This window comes from Parabacteroides goldsteinii DSM 19448 = WAL 12034, from assembly GCF_000969835.1.
Taxonomy (GTDB): Bacteria; Bacteroidota; Bacteroidia; order Bacteroidales; family Tannerellaceae; genus Parabacteroides; species Parabacteroides goldsteinii.
Genome location: NZ_KQ033912.1, coordinates 3,045,270 through 3,070,260, shown reverse-complemented (window position 1 = coordinate 3,070,260; position 24,991 = coordinate 3,045,270). Strand labels below are relative to the sequence as shown.

The window sequence follows — 24,991 nt, the reverse complement described above, 5'->3', positions numbered from 1 at the left end:
ACCGGACAACAGCAGACAGTTTTTAAGGACTAAAGCGTGACGGATGCAAAGCCAAAATTTCTGAAAGTGCTGATATTGAGGAAGAAATAACGTTTGGTTCATAACCCAGGCGGATCACCAAGAAACAAAAGAAAATCAAGCAAATCCCTGATAATTAGATATTATCAGGGATTTCTTTTTTTCTCCCAAATAGTAAAAGGGGTACTTTAAAGCATATTCTCGGTGGATAAATCGTGGGACTAAAATCAAACCTATGGATAGTATCAGCATCAAGCCCCATTTCACTATATACTTGAATTATTTCTTTTAAATATCCAGCTTCATTTGCTCTTGCCCTGCAAACTATTTCATAAGCCACATCCTTATGGTGACGATATAATTCATCTAATGCAAATGCTTCATGCTCCAAGAGTAGAAATAGGTACAACCAACACGTTATCTTTTCTTCTATATGCGAATGTTCCAGTGGCCGTAAGTACCATGAGAAAAGAAGGATGCTTCATACGATTAACATCTATTTTAGACGCTAGTCGCAACAAACTATTTGCGCCATCTTCTATGAGTTTCTCTCCTCCTAATTTTATTTCAATCAATGCATAATCTCCATTTGGTAAATGAACAACAGCATCACATTCCAGTCCATTCTTGTCCCGGTAATGATATACATCACCCGCCAATGATTGGGCATAAACCCTTAAATCACGAACACATAATGTTTCAAATAATAAACCGAATGCTTTGAGATCGTTCATTAAATCTCCAGGACCTATTCCCATTGCGGCTGTTGCTATTGATGGATCAACAAAATATCTGGTATCCGCAGTACGTATAGCTGTTTTAGATTTCAAATTTGGATTCCATGCAGGCATATCCTCTACTACAAACATTGAACGTAATGCATCAAGATAGTTCCTAACCGTTTTATCTTCCACAACATTGGGATCGCCACCGTTCATGTCTTCAACAATTTGCCTGATGGATGTTTGTGTACCTTGAAATCTTGCATATGAACGCATAAGTCGTTTTGCTCTTTCAACACTTCGATCCACCCCATCCACTTGACGAATGTCCACATTCACTACGGCATCATAATAATCTTTAGCAGGGTTCAATGCGACATCTTCAGGTAATTCTGAAACTACCGGCCAACCACCACGGCAAATTAAAAACGCGATTCTTCGTAAATCAGATTTTGCCTCACATCCAATAGACATTCTGGGATTACTGAATAATTTTGACAAACTAATATCCCCAGTAGAATCTCCAGATTCAAATAATGCCATCGGACGCATCCGTAACCAAGCAAAACGCCCGGTTCCTGAATGACTTATTTTTTCTCTATTTGCAGGTTTGGCTGAACCTGTCAATATAAACTGACCCATTCCATTTCTATGATCCACTGTATAACGTATAGCATCCCATATTATAGGTGCAAGTTGCCATTCATCAATCAAACGAGGTGTTTCTCCATTAAGTATTATATCAGGATTATCCTCTGCAAATATCATGTATTGTGAACGCCTGCGAGGGTCATCCATAAAAACAGCACTATTGCTATGGTGCTCCGCAGTTGTGGACTTACCACACCATTTTGCGCCCTCCAAAACAATTGCACCTATACTTTTTAATCGTGTGGAGAGTTCTATATCTATAATACGTGGACGATATTTATTAGCCATAAATAGTTGAATTTATGATGCAAAGATAACTCAATTTGCCAGGATTACCAAATATGGCGATCTGAAATTGCTCAAATCGGCGCATTTCAACTACCCAATTTGGCGGTTTTACACTACCCAATTTGGCCACATTGGATAACCAAAATCACCCCGCTTTCAATAACTCCCGACCCACCTCTATCGCTTTATCAAAAAATCTTTTCAACAAAATCCCCATCGCCTGCTGCTTAACCATCGCCAGCCGCATCTCTTCGTCTATCACCATATTCCCGGCAGGCCGGTAACCGGCCGCTTGCCGCATGGCAGTCCGTTTCGCTTCCGGACTGTCGCGGATAATTCCCCGTGCTTGCAGGGAGAGATACACCCGCGCCGGATAAAGCCGCTCGATCGGACAGCCTGCCCGGTATTGCTCAAACACCCGGCGCAGAAATACCCGTTCGCGCTCCTCCTTGTAAGCCTCGGAGACGGGCGGAAGGGCGGACAGCGATTTCGCTTGCTCACGCTCCACAACAGCCCGGTATCGCAAATCGCTGGTTTGATAACATTTCAGCCAGCGGGTAATCGTGCGCAGGTTCAAACCCATGAAATCCCCGTATTCACCTTTGGCCCCCAATTCAAAACAAAGGGCGACCTCCTGCAAGGTCAGGCTCGGATATGACTCCTGAAGGTCGGCTGCCAGTTTAGCAATCAAAATACCCAGATCACGGTCGTTAGGAGGCGAAAAACCCAGCAAGACATAGGTCTGGAATAATATTTGATTTACCGCCGGAAGAATTTCCTCCGGCCGGTACGTCATCAGGCGGCGGTCGGCAATGGCATGTTGCAGTCTGATTTCCAAACTCATACGGCTTGCGAATTATAGATTTTCATGGCTATTTCCGTCGCACGTTTCCCTGTTTCCATCAATTCCTCTACTTTCGAAGAACGTTCCGGCCGGCCGGATGAATAGATCACTTTGGGAATATGCTGCTGCGCGCCGCCGGAAAGCTCTTCCGTTTTCAGATTGAAATTGTGGTATCGCCACCAGCCGATGAAACTCTGGCTGTAATCTTTTTTCGTCCGGATCGTATCCAGGCTGAATTTCAGGCGCAGGAAATCATCGAATACGGCCATGGCTCCCCGCACATATTGCAGGACGGCTGTGCCTTTTCCGGAATAACGCACGATGGTGGCCTGCCAGTCTTCGTCTGCCAGCAAAGCATCTTTCCATTGCTCACGCTCTTCATCCAAATTCTGCGGTTCTTCTTTCGGCTCCTCGCACGCGTGTTGTTGCTGTTGTTGTAAGTTTACTTTACTTTCATTTACTATAATATTATCTAATATAATATGTGCACTTTTTGTCATATTTTCGGTAGTTTCTGTAACAATAACCGGGGTTTCTGCAACATTAATGCAATCGAACTCTTCGCGAATGGGATTTTTGCATCGCTTTTGTGCTTGAATATACCGTTCTTGAATACTTTTGGATGTTAATACGCAATAAACATTGTATATATCCCTGTTAAACAGATTTATTTTCAAACTAAAGTCGATTATGTCCCGCACAACTTCCTCTGTTTCACCTAAACGGTCGGAAAGATCGTACACATAATCGTCTGATATATGAAGAAAATACCCTTCTTTCCTATATACGTCGCACAGGATGGTGAAATAAGCCAGAAAGCCGAGCGACTTGTAGCGGCTTTTCAGTTTACGTACTTGTATGTTTTCAAATATATCGGTATCGACCGGAAAATAATCCAGTCCTTTTTTGATAGGTCTAGCCATGATTGTTATAAACTTTTTCAATTATGATTTTGTACCGCACGGATAACCAGCCGTAACGTTTTCAGCATCAGCAGTTCTCCAGGCAGCACGCGTATCACGCACCAGCCTGAGACTGCCGCCTCATTATATTTCTCCATATCACGCAGATAGCCTTCGGGGCGGATATGGCGGCCACCGTTGAAGGCGCCGCCCTCCACCTCGACAGCCACACGGCGGGAAGGGATGGCGAAGTCGAACCGCCAGTCCCGCCCAGGATGGAAACGGTATTCAGCCACCACCTCCTCGCCCGTATGCTTCAGGATCAACGCGCTAAGCGGCGAATAACCCGGTGTCGTCATAGAGAAAGTTTTCGGCCTCTTTCGAGGTGTTGCATTGTTCGACCAGACAGGTGTTGTGCCGGTTGTCGAACGCCATCCATTTTTTCAGAAACGGGTCGTAAAAATACCCGTATTCCTCGCCACACGAATAGGTGTAACTGCGCGAACCTCTTTCGCCCGTAATCAGGCGCATCAGGCAGGCTGCCGCCTGGTCTCCCAGGAGGCAACCGATGGTAAGGGTATGCTTTTTCATCAGGCGGCAGTTTGAAGGGTTTGCAAATCATCGTTGTCAAGACGGATGAAGGCATCATGCTCCAAACGCTTGCCGGTTTCGATATAAGCCAGCGCTTCACGTTCGCAGCTTGACAGGTCTTCGAGCAGCAGGTCGATGGAAGCATATTCGTCACGGCCGATATGAAAGCGCGACACCACATTTCCGCAAAACTCTTCGGAGGTTCCCACACGGGCATAGATGGTCAGCAGTTGCGCATCGCCGCAGTTCTGACGTTGATAACCGGTGATCTGGAAATTGTCATCCACCGCCACCAATCCGGTAAAATTGACTACATGATACACCATGCGCTGCAACGCTTCAGAGAGACTGGGATGCACCGGAGCCTTGTTTTCATACGTAATCACATGGTTGTCGCCTGTACTTTCGTCTAACACTTCATAGCGGGCTTTGAAAAAACTGTCTTTGACAGAGATGAAGGAAAAAGTCTTTTCTGTTTTGTTCATTACTTTATTAAAATGGTATCGTTTAGATTCATTTCTAAATTCACGCTGCCCGCACCCCTTTCGGTTCCTCGCGGTATTCCACGTAAACACTTTTCACTCTCACCCCTTTGCGCGCCTGTTTTTTGGCATACGACAGCATCGGGCGAAAGATACGTTCCAGATCATCATCCGAGAGGTTGCGACCAAGTTCCTGCCACCAGAAACGCAACAGGTCGATATAACCTTCGGGATCGGTCACGACAGGGATAAGATCGGTAGCCACCGCAGTCAATTGAAGGGCAGCCTGCCCAGCCAGCAGTCGCGAATCGGCCTTCTGCAAGGCTTGCGACTTTTGTTCATCGGAGAGGTCATCACGCCCGGCAATACGCTTTTCGGTGCGGTTGCGGTTCTTTTGCAATTGCAGGGCACGGTTTTCTGCTTCGTTCATCTGCTTCTTCATATAAGCAAACAGGATACAGGAGGCTTCGTAGGCAGGACTGCCTTTTTCTGCCGGATCGATACTTTTTTCAAAAGCGACAAATTGCTTCTGCCACTTGACCAGCTCGGTCGTGAAAGGTTTACGGATACAGTTCATTCGCCCGACTTCGCATGTACATTCGGCAATGTAGGCTCTGATTTCGCCCGCAAAGAATTCGTTCATTCCTTCGCGTCCGATCTGTTCCAACAGCCCGCGCCCTTTTCCGGCATACAAGACACTGCTTTCCGCATTCATTTGGAGAGTCGATACGCAATTTTCCATAGGTAGGCCGGCTTTTAAAACGCCTTTTTCACTTTTAGTCATTGTTTACTTTAAAATTAAAATAATTAAATTACAATAGTTAAGATTTAACCAGGTGTTGATTGATTAAACCGATGCAAAAGTAAGGGTTTAAATTTACATGAGCAAGTAATAATCAATATTTGTATGCGATTTTATGAAAATACTTTTATTCGTCACCAATTCATTAATATTAACTATTACATCCGTGCTAAATACATAGATTTTTACTAAATTCCAACGGCGAAAAATAGGCCATCGCCAAAATACTTATTGTAAATTTCCCCATTCCGGCGAAAGCTGTTGTTTTTTATAGGAAAACGCCCTTCCGGGAGAAAAAATAATTTCTTTCGGAAGAAAATCAAATTTCATCCGGGAGAAATTGAAAACGGACCCGGATGGGGTGAAACAGGGAAGGGAAGATAATGTAAAATTCGAGACTGGCTTTCAGAAATAAGGTGTCAGATTGAAAAAAGTCCAGATAAACAAGGTTTGTTTATAAATAAAGGTTATATTTGCAATGTCGTATGAAGGTCTGTTACAGCGGTGGCGGATTTACGATGATATAAATTATAAGTTAAGCATTTTATAAGGTATTATTCCGATCAACGAAAATCCCCATTTAGTTACAAATCAGGAATAATAGCAACAAAATGCCCATGCTAGTTGTATATACTTATGTGTATAAATATAGCGTGGGCTGTTGTCTATTATCTGATTTGTGGGCATGGGGATGCCTCGTTGATAGGTAATAGCGGCAGTCACACGCTTTTTTTATGCCCTAAACTGCCGTCTTTCAATCTTATAATCTTACACAAAAGATCATTGTTTTTGACTTTATCGAACTCACTATACTTAAAAGAGGGGTATAAATTTCAGGTGATAGCCTGATTAATTTAATTTCGGTTAAGTAAGAACTGCCCGTCCGTGAGGATAGGCAGTTCATTTTAACAACCGTGTCCTGTTTGGTTTCTGAATATTTTCCACAGAAAAACAGATACGGGACAAATAATAATCTTAACTTTGCCGCAAACAAAATCGTATCGCTATGAAAAATAATGGAGTAAAGATGGAAGTCAGAATAGAAAACGAAACCGTTTGGTTAACCCAAGCGCAAATTGCCGAACTATTTGGTGTGAAGCAACCTGCTATATCCAAGCATTTAAAAAATATTTATGATTCAGGAGAACTGAATGAAGATAGCACTTATTCCATTTTGGAATACATGGGTAACGATGGCAAACAAAGATACCAAACCAAATTTTATAACTTGGATGTTATATTATCTGTCGGTTACCGTGTTAATTCCAAGAATGCAACCCAATTCCGCATTTGGGCCAATAAGGTTCTGAAAGATTATTTGCTCAAAGGATATGCTGTAAACCAGCGAATAGAAAATATTGAAGCCAAACTGCTTGAACACGATCAAAAGATTGATTTCTTTGTAAAAAATACTCTTCCCCCTGTCGAGGGAATTTTCTTCGACGGCCAATTATTCGATGCCTACAAATTTGCTGCCGACCTGATAAGATCGGCCCGCAAATCAATTGTACTTATCGATAATTATATTGATGAAAATGTCTTAATGCTTTTCACAAAACGGAGTCCAGGTGTAACTGGATATAAAGGATATTATACAAAAGATCATTTAACGCCACCTATCTGCACACAACTCAACTCCGCCTATCCAACCGGTCGTAACTTTGCATTGTCAATCAGACGAAACAACAAAGTATCAACCTTAAAACAATTTATTAACGATGGCCCAGGGCTACAAATTAGTAACAAGAAAAGTGACCGACCTGAAAGGCGGTGCAGCACAGGAAAAAATTTATGCGATACCGGACTACAACGGGCATACCGACATGGATACATTGTGTGTCATGATCGGAGCGCGATCTACCGTTTCCAGCGCCGACGTAAAAGCGGTATTGGATAACCTTAATTTCATCCTCGACATGGAGCTGCGTGCAGGACGTATCGTCCAGTTAGGCGAGTTCGGTAATTTCCGCCTCTCGTTGTCCAGCAACGGCGCAAGCGACAAGAAATCGTTCACCCAGGCCGACGTGAAAGGGGCACGTGTGATCTTCACACCCGGCGCCTCCCTGCGTAATACCAAAAAGCTGGTCGCCTTCACCTCTACCGAAAAGAAGGAAGACGAAGGCAACGGCTCCGAAGGGGGCGGCGGAGGCAGCGACAGACCGGAAATCGAGTAACCCGGCTAATTGAAAAATTTTCATTATCTTTGTTATCACGATGAAACCAACAACGCTTTCTATTAAAGAACTGAGTGCGATGTATTTTCCGCACAGCAGCATCCGCAGCGCCGGCGTGCAACTGAAACGCTGGCTCGTGTATAACAAACCGCTCATGCAGGCCCTCACAGATGCGGGCTATTACAACGGACAAAAGATTTTAACTCCTAAACAGGTGACGCTCGTCTTTGAATATCTGGGCGAACCCTGACTTTCCCGAGTGAAGAAACAAAGTGTACAATTATGGATTGCCGTGCTGCTGACCGCAGCCGGCATCCTCCTTTTATTTTTCGGCTTCTGGACGGCTCCGCTGGGAGAGATTCATAACAGTGTGCTGGTGGCCTTCGGTGAGACTGCAACGTTTGCCGGAGCGCTGTTCGGAGTCGATTATAAATACAAACAAAATCAATGAACCTTAGTAGAAATTTCACCTTCGAAGAACTCACTTACAGTCGTATCGCCATCGAGCACGGTCTTGAAAACGTACCCGGCCCGCTGGCTTTCCAATCATTAAAAAACCTCGCGACCTATCTGCTTCAACCGCTTCGCGACCGCTACGGCAGTGCAATCGCCATCACAAGCGGCTACCGCAACGAAACGGTCAACCTGCTGGTCGGCGGAGTCAAAAATTCGCAACATACGAAAGGCGAAGCAGCCGACTGCTACATCGCCGAAGGGCCGGAAAAGCTGCTGGAGATATTGAAAGCCTCCGGTCTCGATTTCGACCAGGCAATCCTCTACCGCCGCAAAAAGTTCCTCCATCTGTCTTATCGCGAAGGGTTTAACCGCCGGCAGGTACTTTACGGATAAATAAGAGACAACTGCAAAACACACCCTATAAATTCATACCATTAAAAATCTCCATGAAATTCAGCCTATTCATTCTCATCATCTTATTTTTCGCAAATTGTTCGAGCCGCAAGCACACCGCTTCCTTTTGCCAGCAGACCGACAGCCTGCTGCAAACCAGCCGCCTGACAGTTCAAACGGCCCGAATCCCCGAAAGCCGTGCCGACCTTTCCATTCCGGTCGCAACCCTCAAAGAGTTGCCAGCCGGCGCCGCCTTTATCCAAAAAAGCGGACAGGCAACAGCTGAAATCCGTTTCCTACATGACACGTTATTTGTCGCTGCCACCTGCGATAGCCTGCAAACGCTCGTCTGGCAATATGAGGAACAATTGGAGAGGCAGTCAAAACAAACAAAAGAGATCAGAAAAGAGGCAGAAAGGAAATCCGGTTTGCCCCAAATCACGATTTTATTGACTTTCTTCCTAATCGCACTAATCATACTCTACAAATTTTCTCCCCACAAATCTGCCTGACCAGTCATATCAGAGGTCATACTCGCCTTCACCGATCAGCAAAACCGGACGGAGATACGAAAAAAAGTCCCTTCAGAACGATTGTTTATTAAAATAATCTTTACCTTTGTCACATCGTCTGTTATTGGACGACAACCAAAATTCATTAGTTATGGGGAAATTTATAAATCCCTTTACCGACTTCGGTTTTCACCGTATCTTCGGTCAAGAGGTGCACAAAGAGTTATTAATTGATTTTCTGAATCAATTATTGAAAGATGAACGTCATATCATTGACATCACTTTCCTGAATCCTATCCAGCAACCGGAAACCATAGAGGACCGGGGAGTGATATTTGACATTCATTGCAGGGATGACAAAGGAGGTTGGTTTGTGGTCGAAATGCAAAACGGAGCCCAACCCTATTTTTACGACCGGGGTATTTATTACTTGTCACGGGCTATCAGTAATCAAGGGGAAAAGGGAAAAGACTGGAAGTTTAGCTTATGTCCGGTGTATGGCATATTTCTGTTAAACTATAAGATGGGGATAAACTCCAAATTCCGTACTGATGTTATATTGGCAGACCGTGATACGGGGCGTATGTTTAGCGACAAGATTCGCCAGGTCTATTTGGAACTCCCCTGGTTTACAAAAGAGCCGGATGATTGCGAAACAGATTTTGAACGTTGGTTATATTTATTAAAACATATGGATACATTGGAAAGAATGCCTTTTAAGGCACGCAAAGCCGTCTTCGACAAATAGCTAGAAGTGGCAGATGTGGCTAATCTGAGCAAGGATGAACGTATCCTGTATGATGAAGCCTTGAAACGCTATCGCGATTATAAAAATACGATTGACTATGCGGAAGAGAAAGGTGTGGAAAAGGGGATCAAAATAGGGAAAGAAAAAGGTAAGACTGAGGAACAACGCCTTATCGCTGCCAATTTCAAAAAGCGGGGAGTCAACACAGAAATGATTGCCCAGTGTACAGGTCTGTCAATTGAAGAAATAGACAACTTGTAATCCACTCACTTTATTTATATGGATCAGCAAAGTTCGCGGTGCTCCCGAAAACTTTGCTGATAACCAAAATTCAGAAAATCAAACCATCTTCAACCCTATGATGGAGACGATTAAAGTTGTAATAAAAAACAACCGTCCCAAAGTAGCCGGTTCATGGAAAAAAAGAATCCCGACCAACACCGTACCGACAGCTCCGATACCGGTCCATACCGGATAAGCTGTACCTATCGGTAAAGCCTGTGTCGCTTTTGCCAAAAGATACATACTCAGAGTTACGGAGACCACAAATCCTATTCCCCACAGATAATATTCATTTCCTACCGTCTCCTTGGTCTTACCCAGACAAAAGGCAAAACATACCTCCAATAATCCCGCAACAATCAATATAATCCAACTCATAAACTCCGATATTTAAAATTTGGCTGCAAAGTTAAGCTGCCCCCTCTCACCGGCTCTTTACATTTGATAAGAAATAACAGCAGAAGGTTGCAAAAAATCCTTTTTCAAAGGTAACTTTTAGTACTTTTGTAAAAACGATTGGATAACCTATGGATATACACGAGATCATAAACAAAATATACCCGATGCCGGAATCTTCAGTAGACAAGCTGAAGAGGCTCTTGTCAAAGGTTACATATCCTAAAGGCCACCTCATATTGGAAACGGGCAAAACCGAGACTAATCTGTTTTTTATCGAGAAAGGGATTGCAAGGGCTTATATCCCTGTCGACGGCAAAGAAGTAACCTTTTGGATCGGCCGGGAAGGCAGCACCATCGTTTCATTGAAAAGCTACGTGAACAACCAGCAGGGATATGAAACTGTCGAACTGATGGAAAACTCGGTGCTGTATATGCTGAAACGCAAAGAACTCTATGAGTTATTCGAAGAAGATATACATATCGCCAACTGGGGACGCAAATTTGCAGAAACAGAATTCCTGCAAACAGAGGAAAGGCTTATCTCCCTCCTTTTTACAACCGCATCCGAACGTTATAGGGAACTGCTGAAAGACAATCCGGATTTACTGCAAAGAATGCCGCTGGAATGCCTCGCCTCCTATCTGGGAATCACCCCGGTAAGCCTTAGCCGGATAAGGGCGAAGCTAAAACGGGAGTATTAAAATAGAAAATGCGCTGCCAAAACTATTTTATGTGCCGTTAATTCTTTACATTTGCCACAAAAATTAGCGGACATGATAGATTGCAAGGATGAACATATATTAAACGTCATTAATTATCCCGAGGATTTACGCAAGTTGCCTCAGGAGAAATTGGGCGAGGTATGTGAAGAGTTGCGGCAATACATAATAGATATACTTTCTGAAAATCCCGGCCATCTGGGAGCCAGCCTCGGTACTGTCGAACTGACCGTCGCCCTGCATTATGTCTTCAATACGCCCTACGACCGGATCGTTTGGGACGTCGGACATCAAGCTTACGGGCACAAAATCCTGACCGGACGCAGGGAGGCTTTCCATACGCTCCGGAAATTCAAAGGAATCAGCGGTTTCCCCAACCCGGGAGAAAGTGAGTATGACGCTTTCATTGCCGGACATGCCTCCAACTCCATTTCGGCAGCCATGGGTATGTCGGTCGCCTCGGAGCTGAAGGAGGAACACGACCGCCACGTAATAGCCGTGATCGGCGACGGGGCAATGACCGGAGGACTGGCCTTCGAAGGGCTGAACAATGCCTCTGCCAACCCCAACAACCTGCTGATTATCCTCAACGACAACGATATGGCTATCGACAACTGCGTCGGAGGATTGAGCCAGTATCTGGTTGACATCACGACCAGCCAGGCTTACAACAAAATGCGTTACGATGTGTACCGCGGCCTGCGGAAGATGAAGCTCATCAACAATGACCGCCGGGGGAATATCCTGCGCTTCAACAACAGCCTGAAAGCACTGCTCACCCAGCAACATAATCTGTTTGAAGGTTTCAGCATCCGTTACTTCGGCCCCGTAGACGGGCACGATGTGAACTACATGATAAAGCTGCTGAACGATATAAAAGACTTGCAGGGCCCCAAGCTACTGCATATCAAGACAAAGAAAGGAAAAGGGTTCAAGCCTGCCGAGGAATCGGCTACCGAATGGCATGCACCGGGCAAGTTCAACAAGGAGACAGGCCAGCGCATCATCGTGCACAACCTGGATGAGCCGCAATTGTATCAGGACGTCTTCGGACATACGCTGGTGGAACTGGCGGAAAAGGATGAGCGGATCGTGGGTATCACTCCCGCCATGCCGACCGGAAGCTCCATGATCTATATGATGAAGGCATTCCCTCAACGGGCCTTCGATGTCGGGATAGCCGAAGGTCACTCGGTGACTTTCTCCGCCGGACTGGCGAAAGAAGGAATGATCCCGTTCTGCAATGTCTACTCCTCTTTCATGCAGCGGGCATACGATAACCTGATACACGACGTCGCCCTGCAAAAACTGCATATGGTGATCTGCCTGGACCGTGCCGGACTGGTCGGCGAAGACGGCGCCACGCATCACGGGGTGTTCGACCTGGCTTACCTCCGTCCGATACCCAACCTGACGATCGCCTCGCCACTCAACGAGTTGGATTTGCGAAACCTGATGTACACGGGCTACAAGGAGGCTACGGGCACGTTCGTAATCCGTTACCCGCGGGGAAAAGGCGAGAAAAAGGACTGGCGTAACGAAATGCATGTCCTGCCCATCGGAAAAGGGAAGAAATTGAGCGAAGGAGACGATATCGCTGTTTTATCTATCGGACCGATTGGAAACGAAGTGATAAAAGCAATTGAAGAAGTAACCGGTGAAGGAATATCGGTTGCACATTATGACATGATTTACCTGAAACCGATCGATGAAGAATTACTGGACGAAATAGGCAAAAAGTTCAAACGCGTCATTACCGTAGAGAACGGTGTAGCAAAGGGCGGACTGGGTAGTGCGGTTCTTGAATTTATGGCAGACAACGGATATACTCCGCGGGTGAAACGCATCGGTATACCCGACACATTCATTGAACACGGGTCGATCCCCGAGTTATACAAATTGTGCGGCCTGGATGCCGGCAGCATAGCCGGAGAAATCCGAAAGATGATGAACGATTAATTATTAATGACGATTTGCCGGACGATGCGGCAGGTGGAATGAGTAACAATTGATAAAATGAAAATTATTATTGCCGGGGCAGGCGAAGTGGGTACGCATCTTGCAAAGATGTTATCGCAGGAAAAACAGGATATCATCCTGATGGACCCGAGTGAGGAACGGTTGAACATCACCAACACCAATATGGAGATACTTCCTATGGTTGGTAATCCGACTTCGATCCGCGACCTGGAAGAAGCCGGCATAAAGAAAACAGACCTGTTCGTCAGCGTTACTCCGGAAGAGACAACGAATATTGCGGCAAGTATCCTGGCCTCCAAGCTGGGAGCACGCAAAACTCTGGCACGTATCAACAACTACGAATATCTGTTGCCTAAAAACAAAGAACTGTTCGAAAAGCTGGGCATCCACTCGATGATCTATCCGGAAATGTTGGCAGCCAAAGAGATCGTCAACGCGATACGCCGCCCGTGGACACGCCAGTACTGGGAACTGTTCGGAGGAGCCCTGATCCTGATCGGGGTGAAGGTTCGCGAAAACTCCCGCCTGGTGAACAAACAACTGGCCGAACTGCTGAACGAACAGAAGCTGTACCATATCGTTGCCATCAAACGGCAATATGAAACGATTATCCCCCGCGGTACCGACCTTGTCCTGCCCGGCGATATCGTTTTCTTTACGACGACCAAAGAACATATCAAAGACGTGCAGATGCATGCCGGCAAGAAAGACCCGGAAGTAAAGAAAATCTTTATCATGGGAGGCAGCCGCATCGCTATCCGCACCAGCCAGTATCTGCCGAATAATATCCGCGTAAAGATACTGGAAACAAACAAAGAGAAAAGTCACCGCATAGCCGAGGTAGTGCCGAGCAATGTCCTGATCATCAACGGAGACGGACGCGACACGGAGCTACTGATGCAGGAAGGGATCAAAGACGCACAGGCGTTTGTCGCTTTGACAGACAATTCGAGTACGAATATCCTGGCTTGCCTGGCTGCCAAACGTTTCGGCGTATTCAAGACAGTCGCCAAGATCGAGAATATCGACTATATCCCGCTGGCCGAGAATATGGATATCGGTTCGGTAATCAACAAGAAGCTGATTGCCGCCAGTCATATCTATCAGTTCCTGCTGGATGCCGACGTGTCGAACGTGAAGTTCCTGACCTTTGCCAATGCCGACGTGGCCGAGTTGGTGGCACGCCCCGATTCGAAGATCACCCGCAAACAGGTGAAAGACCTGCACCTGCCGAAAGACCTGACGCTGGGCGGACTGATACGCGACGGCGAACCGATGATGATTAAGGGTGACACACAGATACAGGCATACGACCACGTGGTGGTATTCTGCCTGGAAACTGCCATGCGTAAACTGGAAGATTATTTTAATTAGTATGTTTTAGTATGTTACTGAATATACGTTTCATAATAAAAATGCTGGGGATGATGTGCATCCTCGAAACACTGTTTATGCTGATGGCAACAGTGGTCGCTTTCCTGTACAAAGGAGGCGATTTCTATCCATTGCTTATCTCCAGCGGAATCCTGTTCGGGGTCGGCATATCGCTCTATGCCATCGGTTTCCGCGCAAACGAATACACAGCCGGCCGACGGGAAGGGATGCTGACGGTTACGCTTACCTGGTTGCTGCTCTCGTTGCTGGGAATGTTGCCTTTCTATTTGGGAGGATATATCGACAATATAACGGATGCTTTCTTTGAAACCATGTCAGGCTTCACGACCACCGGATCGACCATTCTCACCGATATAGAAGCTCTGCCTAAAGGCGTCCTGTTCTGGCGAAGCCTCACTCAATGGCAGGGAGGTATCGGTATGATCGTATTTACCGTAGCATTGATGCCTATCCTGGGAGGCGGAGCGACACAGATGTTTAATGCCGAAACACCGGGGATCACACACGAACGGTTCCGCCCGCGTGTAACACAGGTCGCCAAACGCCTGTGGGGTGTTTACGTGTTCCTTACCGTCCTGCTGATCGGGTTGTTATGGATAGGCCCGATGAATTTATATGACGCGGTAAACCATGCCCTGACAGCGATTTCTACCGGCGGATATTCCACCAAAAACGCCAGTATCGCTTATTGGCATTCGGCTTATATAGAATATGTTATCACGATATTTATGTTTATCGGGGCAACTAATATCACCCTGATCTATTTCTGCCTGAACGGAAATATAAAGAAGTTGTTTTTCGATGAAGAGTTTCGCTGGTTCTTCTGGTTTGTCCTGATCATGACGGGAATAACAACCGGCTGGATCATGTATCACGGATTCTTTACAGACTTCCCGACAGCTTTCCGGCAGGCTGCATTCCAGGTGGTTACGCTGGTTTCGACCTGCGGCTTCGCGACAGAGAATTATATTCCCTGGGGACCTTTCTTCTGGATGATCGCCCTGATACTGATGTTCATCTGCGGTTGCGCTGGCTCGACCTGCGGAGGACTGAAAATGGGACGTTTCGTGATCCTTTCCAAAAACCTGTTCAACGAATTCAAGAAACAAACCCATCCGCATGCCATTATCCCGGTAAGGATGGATTCACATATCGTATCCGGCGAGGTCGTACACCGCGTACTGGCTTTCGCTTTTGCCTATATGTCACTGATCGTACTCAGCTGTGCCGTGCTGATGCTCGACGGGTTGGGCTTTGAAGAGTCGATCGGTGCTGCCGTCTCAGCCATCAGCAATGTCGGGCCGGGACTTGGCAAACTGGGGCCGGTAGACAACTTCTCGGAAGTTCCGGTGGTATCCAAATGGTTCCTTTCCTTACTGATGATGACAGGACGTTTGGAGATATTTACTGTATTGACATTACTTGTTCCGGGATTCTGGAAACAATAAAATAGATTTGATATGAAAACACGTACAATGTTCCTTACAATCATGAGTTGCCTGTTCGTAGGACTGGCAGCCGGCGCACAGACCTCCGCACAGCGGGAAACAGCCGATTTACTGCCGGAAGGTACTTTCACCAACGGAATAGAAGGCCCGGCCACCGACAAAGCCGGCAATCTGTATGCCGTTAACTACGGAAAAGAAGGAACGATAGGCATTGTACGTCCGGACGGCTCGCACGAATGCTTCGTGACGCTCCCCGAAGGTTCGACAGGCAACGGCATCCGCTTCAACAAGGCTGGAGACATGCTGGTTGCCGATTACACCGGTCATAACATCCTGAAAGTCGACATGCAGACCAAAGCGATCAGCACGTATGCACATGAGTCCCGGATGAACCAGCCCAACGACATCGCCCTCGCCCCGGGCGGCAATCTCTATGCCAGCGATCCGGACTGGCCGAACCAGAAAGGGCAACTCTGGCTGATCACTCCCGACGGTAAAGTGACCCTGCTGGAAAGCGATATGGGGACGACCAACGGCATCGATGTCAGCCCGGACGGTAAAAAACTTTATGTTAACGAGTCTGCACAACTCAAAGTATGGGTCTATGATATCAAGCCGGACGGGACACTCAAAAACAAACGGCTTTTCAACACCTTCGAAGGCTTCGGCATGGACGGAATTCGTTGCGATGTGAAAGGCAACCTGTATCTCTGCCGCTACGACAAAGGAACGGTAGCCGTTATAAATCCGAAGGGCAAGCTGATCCGCGAAATACAACTGAAAGGCAAAAAGCCCTCCAACATCACATTCGGAGGTCCTGACAACCGCCGCTGCTATGTCACCCTGCAAGATCGCGGCTGCTTCGAAACCTTCACTGCCGAACATCCGGGAAGAGAATAATTATTCACCTATTTGAATATTTCTTTAGGTCTGATATACGCTTTTGCTTAATTTTGCGTTATAATAGGTACGAATAACTAGAAGAGACGCAAAATGATAGAATATATTAAGGGGGATATCGTAGAACTGACTCCCACACAGATGATCATCGAATGTGCAGGGATTGGCTACGAACTTAACATATCTCTGACCACATACAGCGCATTCAGCGGTAAACCAACCGGGAAAATTTACGTATATGAAGTAATACGTGAAGATGCCCACCTGCTGTTCGGTTTCGCCCAAAAGGTTGAACGCGAGTTGTTTTTATTACTGACATCGGTATCCGGTGTCGGTCCTAATACGGCACGTATGATCCTGTCATCTCTTCCTCCTTCCGAACTGATCCAGGTTATCGCCAACAAAAACGAAACGGCGCTGACCTCGGTAAAAGGCATCGGACAGAAAACAGCCCAGCGCATCCTGGTCGACCTGAAAAACAAGGTGAAAGCCGGCGATTCGATGGTTGGGACGGGAACGGCTGCCACGGCAGGAAACGGTGCGGTGGCCGAAGAAGCGGTGGCCGCCCTGGTTATGTTGGGATTCCAAAAGGCTGCTTCACAAAAGGCAGTCAGTTCAATACTGAAAACCTCGCCGATGCTGGCTGTGGAACAAGTGATAAAAAGTGCACTCAGAATGCTTTAATAGTTGACAGGTAGGGGCTGTTCGCGAACCGCCCTTACAAGTGACAGTTGACAGTTTAAAATGAAAAAGAAGACTCTTAAATATCTTATCTGGGTTACAATACTGCTATTCGGGATCGGCATGCTCTCGCTGAATGCCAATTACCTGACTTATACGGCGTCCTTGCCGGATATCCAGTTGCTTGAAGGACAAGATGACATGCCCGACGGGAAGGATACTGTCCCGGCAACCCGCTATCCGGTATCCAAAACCGTGCCGGAGGGTGATGAAACCTATAAAGACCTCTTGAAAAAATCCCCGGTAGATTTACGCGATCCGGAAAACGTGAAAACCTTCGTTGAATACGATATCAGGACCGGACGATATGTTGTCCGCTCCCGTTTAGGGGAGAAAGACCTGATCACTCCGATCGACCTGAGTCCGGAAGAATATCAGAAATACAGCATGCAGGAATCGCTCCGTTCTTACTACCGCCAGAAAAACGAAGAAGAGTTTCAGAAGGAAGCAGACAAGAAGTTTAACCTGGCAGATATGCAGTTCGGTATCGGTGCGGCAGAACGTATATTCGGTCCCGGAGGTGTACGTGTAAAGACACAAGGGTCGGCCGAAGTCACATTAGGCTTGAAGCGGAACAGCACGAAAGACCCTTCACTCCCCGAACGCGCCCGCAGCAATACCATTTTCAACTTCGACGAAAGTGTGCAGTTGAATGTACAGGCCTCCGTCGGTTCGAAAGTGAATTTCGACATGAACTACAATACGGAAACCTCTTTCGACTTCGATTCCAAAAAGCTGAAACTGGCTTATACGGGCGAAGAGGATGAGATCATCAAATCACTGGAAGCCGGTAACGTGTCGATGACGACAAGCAACTCGCTGATCAACGGCGGAGCTGCCCTGTTCGGTATGAAAGCAGACCTTCAGTTCGGAAAACTGAGGGTGAACGCGTTGTTCGCACAGCAGAACTCGGAATCAAAAACGGTAAACTCCAAAGGTGGCGTACAGACCAAGGATTTTGAACTGAAGATCGACGAGTATGATGCGAACCGTCACTTCTTCCTGGCGCACTACTTCCGCAACAGATACAACGACGCTGTCAGCCAATTGCCTCAGATAAAAGCAACTCTGAATATTACCCGACTGGAAGTTTGGGTGACCAACACAAGAGGTAACTACGACCAGGCTCGTAACATCGTCGCTTTTACCGACATCGGTGAAAACGACGCAGCCTATATGGCAAATCCCGGTGCATTCCCGATTAAGGACGGATCATATCCTGCCAATAATGCGAATGACCTATACAACCAAATGACCACCACCTATTCCGGCGCCCGTCAAATCAGCGATGTAGAAAGCGTATTAACCGGATTCACCGGAGGTTCCGAATACGAAGCCATAGAGAATGCCCGCTTGCTGGATCCGAACTCCGAATATATCTACGACAAACAACTGGGATATCTGTCCTTGAATATGAGTTTACAGGAAGGACAGATGCTGGCCGTGGCCTTTGAATATGAATATTCCGATGCCAGTGGAAAACGGACAGGAAGAGTCGGCGAGTTTTCCGACAGCAATCCGACGAATCCCAGCAACTGTCTGTATGTAAAGTTACTGAGAGGCACGAATATGTCTCCCCCCATGAAATATTGGGATTTGATGATGAAGAATATCTATTCCCTGGGTGCTTACTCTGTCCAGAAAGAAAAGTTCCGCCTGGATGTCATGTACCAAAGCGATACGACCGGTACTTATATAAACTATCTGCCGGAAGCACGCACCGACACGTTGTCCAGACAAATCTGGATACGCCTGATGGGAGCAGACCGCCTGAACGCCCAGAACGAATCGCATCCGGACGGATATTTCGACTTTGTGGAAGGATACACTGTACAGGCGTCCACCGGTAGGGTGATTTTCCCGACCATCGAGCCTTTCGGTTCCAGCCTGAAAGAAAAACTGGAAAAAGTTGTCAGCCCGGCAATTGCCGATAAATATGTATTCCAGGAATTATACGATACGACCCAGACAGCCGCCCGTCAGATCGCTGAAAAAAACAAATTCATCATGCGGGGAGAATATAAGGCATCTTCCGCATCCGAAATACAATTGGGAGCCAGCAACGTGGCACGCGGTTCGGTACGTGTAACGGCAGCAGGTGCCACACTGACGGAAAATGTGGACTATACGGTCGATTATACGTCGGGAACCGTTACTATCCTGAATGAAAGTATCATTGCTGCCGGAACTCCTGTCAGCGTTTCGCTGGAAAACCAGACGGCCTACAATATGCAGCGAAAAACAATGATGGGACTGGACCTCAACTACCAGTTCAATCCCGACTTCTCGCTGGGGGCCACCATTATGCATATGTCTGAAATGCCGTTGACGACCAAAACGGTATTTGGCGACGAATCCATCAAAAACACCTTGTGGGGATTCAACATCGCCTACAAGGCGGAAAGCCAATGGCTGACAAACACATTTGACAAACTACCGTTGCTAAACCTGACAAAACCCAGCCAGATAGCATTCACCGGAGAATTTGCCCATCTGATAGCCGGCCATTATGAGAACAAATATAGCGGAGGCTACTCTTATCTGGACGATTTCGAATCGACACAAAGCGGCTTCGACCTGCTGAACCCGTATCCGTGGAAACTCGCCAGCGTGCCTTGGGATAATAGCGCTAATGCCCTTTTCCCAGAAGCAAGCAAAACAAACGATATAGAATATGGTAAAAACCGTGCACTGCTGGCATGGTATTATGTGGACGGGTTATTCAACCGTAAAAATTCCAGTCAGGCTCCGACGCATATCCGTAATGATAAAGAACAATTATCCAACCATTACGTCCGCGCCATTTATGTAGACGAATTGTTCCCGGACAGAGACCAGGGTTACAATGAAACAAGTACGATCCAGGCGCTCAACCTGGCTTATTACCCGAATGAACGTGGTCCGTACAACCTGGATGCCGACTTTGTCAATCCTGACGGAACATTACAAAAGCCGGAAAATCGCTGGGGCGGTATCATGCGTAAGATCGACCAAAGCGACTTCGAAACAGCCAATATCGAATACATCGAATTCTGGATGCTCGACCCTTATCTCTATGAAGAACAAGAAGGTATTACGGCTAAAGGCGGTGACCTGTATTTCAACCTGGGCGAAATATCGGAAGACGTCCTGAAAGACGGAAAGAAATTCTATGAAAACGGATTACCTATCGATGGTGACAGAAGCAGGGTAGATTCCACTGTCTGGGGACTTGTTCCGAAGCAGCAGAGCACAGTCTATGCCTTCGACAATACGTCAGGCGCACGTGCAAGACAGGACGTCGGACTCAACGGTTTGTCGGCAGAGGAAGAACGGGATTATCCGGCATACAAGGAGTTTATTGAAAAACTTATGACAAAGTTATCGCCGGAGTTAATAGATGCAATGTTACAAGATGAATACTCTCCTCTGCGGAATCCGGGTACTGACAAATACCGTTATTTCCGTGGTACGGAATTAGACAGAGACACTGTCAGTATCTTAAACCGTTACAAACGTTACAATGGTACTGAAGGCAACTCCGCCGAAAGCGGAACTTCAGGAGAACGTTACGACACATCCGCCTCCAAAAATCCGGATGTGGAAGACCTGAATCAGGATAACACCATGAACAAGAACGAAAAGTATTTCGAATATAAAGTATCTATTCGTCCGGAAGACCTGAAAGTAGGGAAGAACTTCATTGTGGATATGAAAACGACCTATCCCAAATTACCAAATGGGGATAACGAAAATAACAACAGAAACAATCCGGCCAAATGGTACCTGTTCAAAATCCCTGTTAAGCAATACAACCGTACTGTCGGAGCTATCAGCGACTTCAAGAGCATTCGCTTTATGCGTATGTATATGACGCAATTCTCTAAACCGACCGTACTGCGTTTCGGAACATTCGAACTGGTACGCGGTGAATGGCGTTCATACGAGCAGGATCTGTCCGACCCGAAAGTTCCGCCATTATTCAATGGTACACTCGAAGTATCTTCTGTAAATATAGAAGAAAACAGCCGACGGACTCCTATTCCTTACATGACACCTCCGGGAGTAAGCCGTGTTGCTGACCCTAGCCAGCCTCAACTGACTCGTCAGAACGAACAGGCATTATCCATGAAGGTCAGTGACCTGGCTGCCAAGGACGCACGTGCCGTTTACAAGAATACTTATTACGATCTGCGTCAATACAAACGGTTACAACTGTTTACCCACGCAGAAGCATTGCCTGAAGATGCGGATAATTACACATCCCTTGCCAACGGAGATTTGTCTGTATTCATTCGCTTAGGTTCCGACTATAAAAATAATTACTACGAATATGAAGTTCCGCTGAAAGTTACCCCGGTAAAAGGATCTTATGAGGCCGTAGAAATCTGGCCGGCGGAAAACATGCTTGACTTCCGTCTTGAAGTATTGACCAACCTTAAACTAAGCCGCAACAAGAAGAAACGGGCAGGAGACAAAGGTATTACATTCAATACCGTCTATTCAGAAATGGACGAGAATGGCAACACGATCAGCATCGTAGGTAACCCGAGCCTCTCGGAAGTAAAAACGATCATGATCGGTGTCCGTAACCGACAAAATGTAGTTAAAAGCGGTGAAGTCTGGATAAACGAACTCCGTCTGAGCGAGTTTAACGAAGAAGGCGGTTGGGCGGCCAACGCCAACCTGAACGTGGCTGTCTCCGACTTGGGTACGGTCAATGTGGGCGGACGTATCGAAACAGCTGGTTTCGGTGCCCTCGACCAGTCACTGGCAGAACGCCGCATCGACGACTTCACACAATACAACGTGGCTACTACCATCGAATGGGGTAAATTCTTCCCGGAAAAAGCGAAGGTCAGCATCCCGATGTATTATGCCTACTCCAAGGATCAGACAAAAGCAAAATATAACCCGCTCGATCAGGATATTAAACTGAGTGACGCCCTGGACGCTGTCGACACGAAAGCCGAAAAAGACTCTATCAAGAGTATGGCTGTCGACCAGACCGTCATCAAGAGTATCTCATTCAATAACGTAAGAGCGGATATCCGTAGCAAGACCCCGATGCCTTACGACCCGGCAAACTTCTCGATCGGCTATTCATTCAGCCAGACGAAAACGCAGAATCCGGAAACGGAATATGAAACGACCAAGGATTACCGCGGTAACTTCGCCTACAACTACACACCGTATGCGAAACCGTTCCGCCCATTCCAGAAGCTGAAGAAGAACAACGGTTACACCCGTTACATCAAGCAGTTCAGCCTGAACTACCTGCCGTCGAACATCAGTTTCCAGACAGCCATGATGCGTAACTATAACGAAATGCAGCTGCGCGACCTCGAAAACACCGGCTACAAACCTGAAGTGACCTTCAGCTCCGAGTTCTACTGGGACCGTGCTTTCAGCCTGCGCTGGGACTTCACGAACAGCCTGAACATGACCTTTACCTCTGGAACAAATGCCCGGATCGAAGAGCCGTATGTACAGGTGAACAAAGAACTCGCCCCTGATAAGTATCAGATCTGGAAAGATTCCGTAAAACAAAGTATCGCCGACCTGGGTACGCCTTTGAAATACGACCAGACATTCAACGTGACCTGGAATATGCCGTTACAGTATATCCCGGTATTGGATTGGGTAAACAGTTCCGTCACTTACAACGCGCAGTATAACTGGGACCGTGGAGCCATTACCAACACCGAATATGAGCTCGGTAACACGATTACCAACCAGCGCCAGATCGACTGGCAGGGTAGCCTGAACTTGCAATCGCTTTACAACAAGAACAAGTTCCTGAAGAAAGTGAACCAGAAGTTCTCGGCCACCCGTACCACGACCAAAAAGAAAGAACAGAAAGAGATCAAACTGGAAAGAGATATCCAACTGAATATGGACAGCGGAACAGTCGTACAACACGGTATGTTCACCAAGAAGGTACGCATTACCGCCCGCGGAGCCGACGGCAAAGTCTATGCCATCAAATACAAGCCGATCAACTTTGCACAGGTAATGATCCTGAACCAGGATACGGCTCATTTGAAACTGACTATCAAGCCGGGTCCGAAAGCGACGGAAGACTTCCTCTACAAAACGGCAGAATATGGCAGCCGCTTCCTGATGATGATACGCCGTATCAATATCCAGTATGCGACGACCGACGGTATGTCGGTTCCGGGATTCTCCCCAATGATCGGTGATATCTTCGGACAGGGCCGCTCGCCTTTCGGCCTGACACCGGGACTTGGCTTTGCTTTCGGAGCCGTAAACCGTGACTTCCTCTACGACGCCAAAGACCGTGGCTGGCTGGTTGAAAACACCAGCAACGTCAATCCGGCCGTCATGAGCAGTGCCAAAAACCTGAATATCCGGGCGAACCTGGAGCCTATCACCGGACTGAAGATCGACCTGAATGCCAACCGCGTCGATACCCGCAACACCGATATACAATATATGTATCCCGGTATGCCGGAACTGGCCGGAGGAAACTTTACGATGACGACTGTCGCATTGGGTAGTTTCTTCAAAGGCGTCGGCAATGCAAGTAATAACTATGCATCGGAAACATTCAATAAGTTTATCGAATACCGTGAGACTATTGCGAACCGCCTCGAAAGCCGCTATACAGGAACAACCTATCCGAATTCCGGTTTCCTGGGACAATCTCAATACGGAGGTAAAGAATATAATAAAGAACATGGCGGCGGAGTCAGCCATAACTCGGCCGATGTACTGATCCCGGCCTTCCTGGCCGCTTATACAGGGAAAGATCCTAATAAGATTTCATCCTCCCCGTTCCCGGCTATCCGCAGCATGCTGCCGAACTGGCGTATCACCTACGACGGACTGATCCGCATTCCGGCCATAAAGAAACATTTCAAGTCGGTCATGCTGACCCATCAGTATCGCTGTACTTACAATGTCGGTGCCTACGAAACTTATTCGACCTGGGTGGATGCCGGACTGGGTGACAACCTCGGATTTACACAGAATGCTTCCGAAGCTCCTATCCCGTCTTCACCTTACTCCATCTCTTCCGTCAGCCTGACGGAGAGTTTCAGCCCGTTGCTGGGAGTGGATGCGACCATGTTGAACAATATCACGATCCGTGCCGATTACACGACAACGCGTAATCTGAACCTGAATATCTCGTCTTACCAGATTGTGGAAGCACTATCTAATAAGTACACCATAGGACTGGGATATAAGTTCGCCGAGTTCAACAAGATATTGAAGATGAAGAAAACGCGTGATTTCAGCAATGACCTGACCGTGCGTCTGGACTTCTCATACAACAAGATGCAGTCATTGATCCGTAAGATCGAGGATAGCTTCACACAGGCAACCAGCGGTAACATTGCCAAAACGATCCAGTTCTCAGCCGATTACGGATTGAGCCGTGCACTGACACTGCGTGCTTTCTATGACTTGCAGATCAATGAGCCGCTGATCTCGAATGCATCTTATCCGACATCCAACTCCAACTACGGTGTTGCATTACGGTTCTCACTGGCACAGTAAACGCAATACAACACCGGTGCCTCCCGGCGCATAAAGCGTGA

The 24,991-nt window shown here is 46.9% G+C and carries 21 protein-coding genes and 2 pseudogenes; 14 read left to right on the top strand and 9 right to left on the bottom strand.

Annotated elements, in window-relative coordinates; all coding sequences use genetic code 11:
- Positions 1-154 precede the first annotated feature (154 nt).
- From HMPREF1535_RS11165 to HMPREF1535_RS11130, 8 genes are all read right to left on the bottom strand, one after another.
- Complete coding sequence (locus HMPREF1535_RS11165) at positions 155-409, bottom strand: hypothetical protein (protein ID WP_044215092.1); 255 nt, start codon at positions 407-409, stop codon at positions 155-157.
- Positions 399-1,679: an ATP-binding protein gene (locus HMPREF1535_RS11160; RefSeq protein ID WP_046146151.1), complete on the bottom strand. Its 1,281-nt coding sequence runs from the start codon at positions 1,677-1,679 to the stop codon at positions 399-401. The genes HMPREF1535_RS11165 and HMPREF1535_RS11160 overlap by 11 nt, the downstream gene beginning before the upstream one ends.
- Positions 1,680-1,824: 145 nt before the next feature.
- Entirely contained in the window at positions 1,825-2,523 is a 699-nt protein-coding gene (locus HMPREF1535_RS25075; protein ID WP_052716690.1) for a hypothetical protein, read from the bottom strand.
- Complete coding sequence (locus HMPREF1535_RS26235) at positions 2,520-3,446, bottom strand: DUF4373 domain-containing protein (protein WP_052716689.1); 927 nt, start codon at positions 3,444-3,446, stop codon at positions 2,520-2,522. Before HMPREF1535_RS26235 ends, HMPREF1535_RS25075 begins: the two co-directional genes overlap by 4 nt.
- 17 nt (positions 3,447-3,463) lie before the next feature.
- Positions 3,464-3,784 (bottom strand): PDDEXK family nuclease, encoded by a 321-nt coding sequence (locus HMPREF1535_RS11145; protein ID WP_244275596.1) that lies wholly within the window; start codon positions 3,782-3,784, stop codon positions 3,464-3,466.
- Positions 3,756-4,016 carry a hypothetical protein gene (locus tag HMPREF1535_RS11140; RefSeq protein WP_046146150.1) on the bottom strand — a complete coding sequence of 87 codons (261 nt, stop codon included), beginning with the start codon at positions 4,014-4,016 and terminating at the stop codon, positions 3,756-3,758. Before HMPREF1535_RS11140 ends, HMPREF1535_RS11145 begins: the two co-directional genes overlap by 29 nt.
- Entirely contained in the window at positions 4,016-4,501 is a 486-nt protein-coding gene (locus HMPREF1535_RS11135) for a hypothetical protein (RefSeq protein ID WP_046146149.1), read from the bottom strand. The genes HMPREF1535_RS11140 and HMPREF1535_RS11135 overlap by 1 nt, the downstream gene beginning before the upstream one ends.
- A 40-nt stretch (positions 4,502-4,541) precedes the next feature.
- Entirely contained in the window at positions 4,542-5,240 is a 699-nt protein-coding gene (locus HMPREF1535_RS11130; RefSeq protein WP_044234798.1) for a hypothetical protein, read from the bottom strand.
- Positions 5,241-6,306: 1,066 nt separating this feature from the next.
- Here HMPREF1535_RS11130 and HMPREF1535_RS11125 point away from each other — a divergent pair.
- The 7 genes and pseudogenes from HMPREF1535_RS11125 to HMPREF1535_RS11095 form a co-directional block, all read left to right on the top strand.
- Positions 6,307-6,948, top strand: a pseudogene (locus HMPREF1535_RS11125) (virulence RhuM family protein); the annotation flags it as partial.
- A 70-nt stretch (positions 6,949-7,018) separates the two neighbouring features.
- Entirely contained in the window at positions 7,019-7,474 is a 456-nt protein-coding gene (locus tag HMPREF1535_RS11120) for an HU family DNA-binding protein (protein ID WP_046146148.1), read from the top strand.
- Between the two features lie 40 nt (positions 7,475-7,514).
- Positions 7,515-7,724: a DUF4248 domain-containing protein gene (locus tag HMPREF1535_RS11115; protein WP_046146147.1), complete on the top strand. Its 210-nt coding sequence runs from the start codon at positions 7,515-7,517 to the stop codon at positions 7,722-7,724.
- 9 nt (positions 7,725-7,733) lie between these two features.
- Positions 7,734-7,925 carry a hypothetical protein gene (locus HMPREF1535_RS11110; RefSeq protein ID WP_028726678.1) on the top strand — a complete coding sequence of 64 codons (192 nt, stop codon included), beginning with the start codon at positions 7,734-7,736 and terminating at the stop codon, positions 7,923-7,925.
- Positions 7,922-8,323, top strand: coding sequence for a D-Ala-D-Ala carboxypeptidase family metallohydrolase (locus HMPREF1535_RS11105; protein WP_046146146.1), 402 nt, complete (start codon positions 7,922-7,924; stop codon positions 8,321-8,323). Before HMPREF1535_RS11110 ends, HMPREF1535_RS11105 begins: the two co-directional genes overlap by 4 nt.
- 53 nt (positions 8,324-8,376) lie before the next feature.
- On the top strand, positions 8,377-8,835 hold the full coding sequence (locus tag HMPREF1535_RS25065; protein ID WP_052716688.1) for a hypothetical protein: 459 nt from the start codon (positions 8,377-8,379) through the stop codon (positions 8,833-8,835).
- Positions 8,836-8,986: 151 nt separating this feature from the next.
- A pseudogene (locus HMPREF1535_RS11095) lies at positions 8,987-9,844 on the top strand (Rpn family recombination-promoting nuclease/putative transposase).
- Between the two features lie 78 nt (positions 9,845-9,922).
- Here HMPREF1535_RS11095 and HMPREF1535_RS11090 read toward each other — a convergent pair.
- The gene (locus HMPREF1535_RS11090) at positions 9,923-10,243 is read right to left on the bottom strand and encodes a DMT family transporter (RefSeq protein WP_046146145.1); all 321 of its coding nucleotides are present in this window, start codon (positions 10,241-10,243) and stop codon (positions 9,923-9,925) included.
- 149 nt (positions 10,244-10,392) lie between these two features.
- Here HMPREF1535_RS11090 and HMPREF1535_RS11085 point away from each other — a divergent pair, with 149 nt between their 5' ends.
- The 7 genes from HMPREF1535_RS11085 to sov all read left to right on the top strand — a co-directional run bounded on the left by HMPREF1535_RS11085 (position 10,393) and on the right by sov (position 24,950).
- Entirely contained in the window at positions 10,393-10,965 is a 573-nt protein-coding gene (locus tag HMPREF1535_RS11085) for a Crp/Fnr family transcriptional regulator (protein WP_046146144.1), read from the top strand.
- A 72-nt stretch (positions 10,966-11,037) separates the two neighbouring features.
- The gene (dxs, locus tag HMPREF1535_RS11080; RefSeq protein WP_046146143.1) at positions 11,038-12,942 is read left to right on the top strand and encodes a 1-deoxy-D-xylulose-5-phosphate synthase; all 1,905 of its coding nucleotides are present in this window, start codon (positions 11,038-11,040) and stop codon (positions 12,940-12,942) included.
- 57 nt (positions 12,943-12,999) lie between these two features.
- Positions 13,000-14,337, top strand: a complete 1,338-nt coding sequence (gene trkA, locus HMPREF1535_RS11075) for a Trk system potassium transporter TrkA (protein WP_009859895.1) — start codon at positions 13,000-13,002, stop codon at positions 14,335-14,337.
- An 11-nt stretch (positions 14,338-14,348) separates the two neighbouring features.
- Positions 14,349-15,806: a TrkH family potassium uptake protein gene (locus HMPREF1535_RS11070; protein ID WP_044215090.1), complete on the top strand. Its 1,458-nt coding sequence runs from the start codon at positions 14,349-14,351 to the stop codon at positions 15,804-15,806.
- Between the two features lie 12 nt (positions 15,807-15,818).
- Positions 15,819-16,706: an SMP-30/gluconolactonase/LRE family protein gene (locus HMPREF1535_RS11065; protein ID WP_046146142.1), complete on the top strand. Its 888-nt coding sequence runs from the start codon at positions 15,819-15,821 to the stop codon at positions 16,704-16,706.
- Positions 16,707-16,799: 93 nt separating this feature from the next.
- Positions 16,800-17,390 (top strand): Holliday junction branch migration protein RuvA, encoded by a 591-nt coding sequence (gene ruvA / locus HMPREF1535_RS11060; protein WP_009859898.1) that lies wholly within the window; start codon positions 16,800-16,802, stop codon positions 17,388-17,390.
- Between the two features lie 60 nt (positions 17,391-17,450).
- On the top strand, positions 17,451-24,950 hold the full coding sequence (gene sov / locus HMPREF1535_RS11055; RefSeq protein WP_046146141.1) for a T9SS outer membrane translocon Sov/SprA: 7,500 nt from the start codon (positions 17,451-17,453) through the stop codon (positions 24,948-24,950).
- Positions 24,951-24,991: the final 41 nt, after the last annotated feature.

Bases quoted from the DNA above. Each gene is read 5' to 3' on its own strand.
- HMPREF1535_RS11160 (WP_046146151.1), bottom strand. From the start codon at position 1,679: ATGGCTAATAAATATCGTCCACGTATTATAGATATAGAACTCTCCACA.
- HMPREF1535_RS25075 (WP_052716690.1), bottom strand. From the start codon at position 2,523: ATGAGTTTGGAAATCAGACTGCAACATGCCATTGCCGACCGCCGCCTG.
- HMPREF1535_RS26235 (WP_052716689.1), bottom strand. From the start codon at position 3,446: ATGGCTAGACCTATCAAAAAAGGACTGGATTATTTTCCGGTCGATACC.
- HMPREF1535_RS11145 (WP_244275596.1), bottom strand. From the start codon at position 3,784: ATGACGACACCGGGTTATTCGCCGCTTAGCGCGTTGATCCTGAAGCAT.
- HMPREF1535_RS11140 (WP_046146150.1), bottom strand. From the start codon at position 4,016: ATGAAAAAGCATACCCTTACCATCGGTTGCCTCCTGGGAGACCAGGCG.
- HMPREF1535_RS11135 (WP_046146149.1), bottom strand. From the start codon at position 4,501: ATGAACAAAACAGAAAAGACTTTTTCCTTCATCTCTGTCAAAGACAGT.
- HMPREF1535_RS11130 (WP_044234798.1), bottom strand. From the start codon at position 5,240: ATGGAAAATTGCGTATCGACTCTCCAAATGAATGCGGAAAGCAGTGTC.
- HMPREF1535_RS11120 (WP_046146148.1), top strand. From the start codon at position 7,019: ATGGCCCAGGGCTACAAATTAGTAACAAGAAAAGTGACCGACCTGAAA.
- HMPREF1535_RS11115 (WP_046146147.1), top strand. From the start codon at position 7,515: ATGAAACCAACAACGCTTTCTATTAAAGAACTGAGTGCGATGTATTTT.
- HMPREF1535_RS11105 (WP_046146146.1), top strand. From the start codon at position 7,922: ATGAACCTTAGTAGAAATTTCACCTTCGAAGAACTCACTTACAGTCGT.
- HMPREF1535_RS25065 (WP_052716688.1), top strand. From the start codon at position 8,377: ATGAAATTCAGCCTATTCATTCTCATCATCTTATTTTTCGCAAATTGT.
- HMPREF1535_RS11090 (WP_046146145.1), bottom strand. From the start codon at position 10,243: ATGAGTTGGATTATATTGATTGTTGCGGGATTATTGGAGGTATGTTTT.
- HMPREF1535_RS11085 (WP_046146144.1), top strand. From the start codon at position 10,393: ATGGATATACACGAGATCATAAACAAAATATACCCGATGCCGGAATCT.
- dxs (WP_046146143.1), top strand. From the start codon at position 11,038: ATGATAGATTGCAAGGATGAACATATATTAAACGTCATTAATTATCCC.
- trkA (WP_009859895.1), top strand. From the start codon at position 13,000: ATGAAAATTATTATTGCCGGGGCAGGCGAAGTGGGTACGCATCTTGCA.
- HMPREF1535_RS11070 (WP_044215090.1), top strand. From the start codon at position 14,349: ATGTTACTGAATATACGTTTCATAATAAAAATGCTGGGGATGATGTGC.
- HMPREF1535_RS11065 (WP_046146142.1), top strand. From the start codon at position 15,819: ATGAAAACACGTACAATGTTCCTTACAATCATGAGTTGCCTGTTCGTA.
- ruvA (WP_009859898.1), top strand. From the start codon at position 16,800: ATGATAGAATATATTAAGGGGGATATCGTAGAACTGACTCCCACACAG.
- sov (WP_046146141.1), top strand. From the start codon at position 17,451: ATGAAAAAGAAGACTCTTAAATATCTTATCTGGGTTACAATACTGCTA.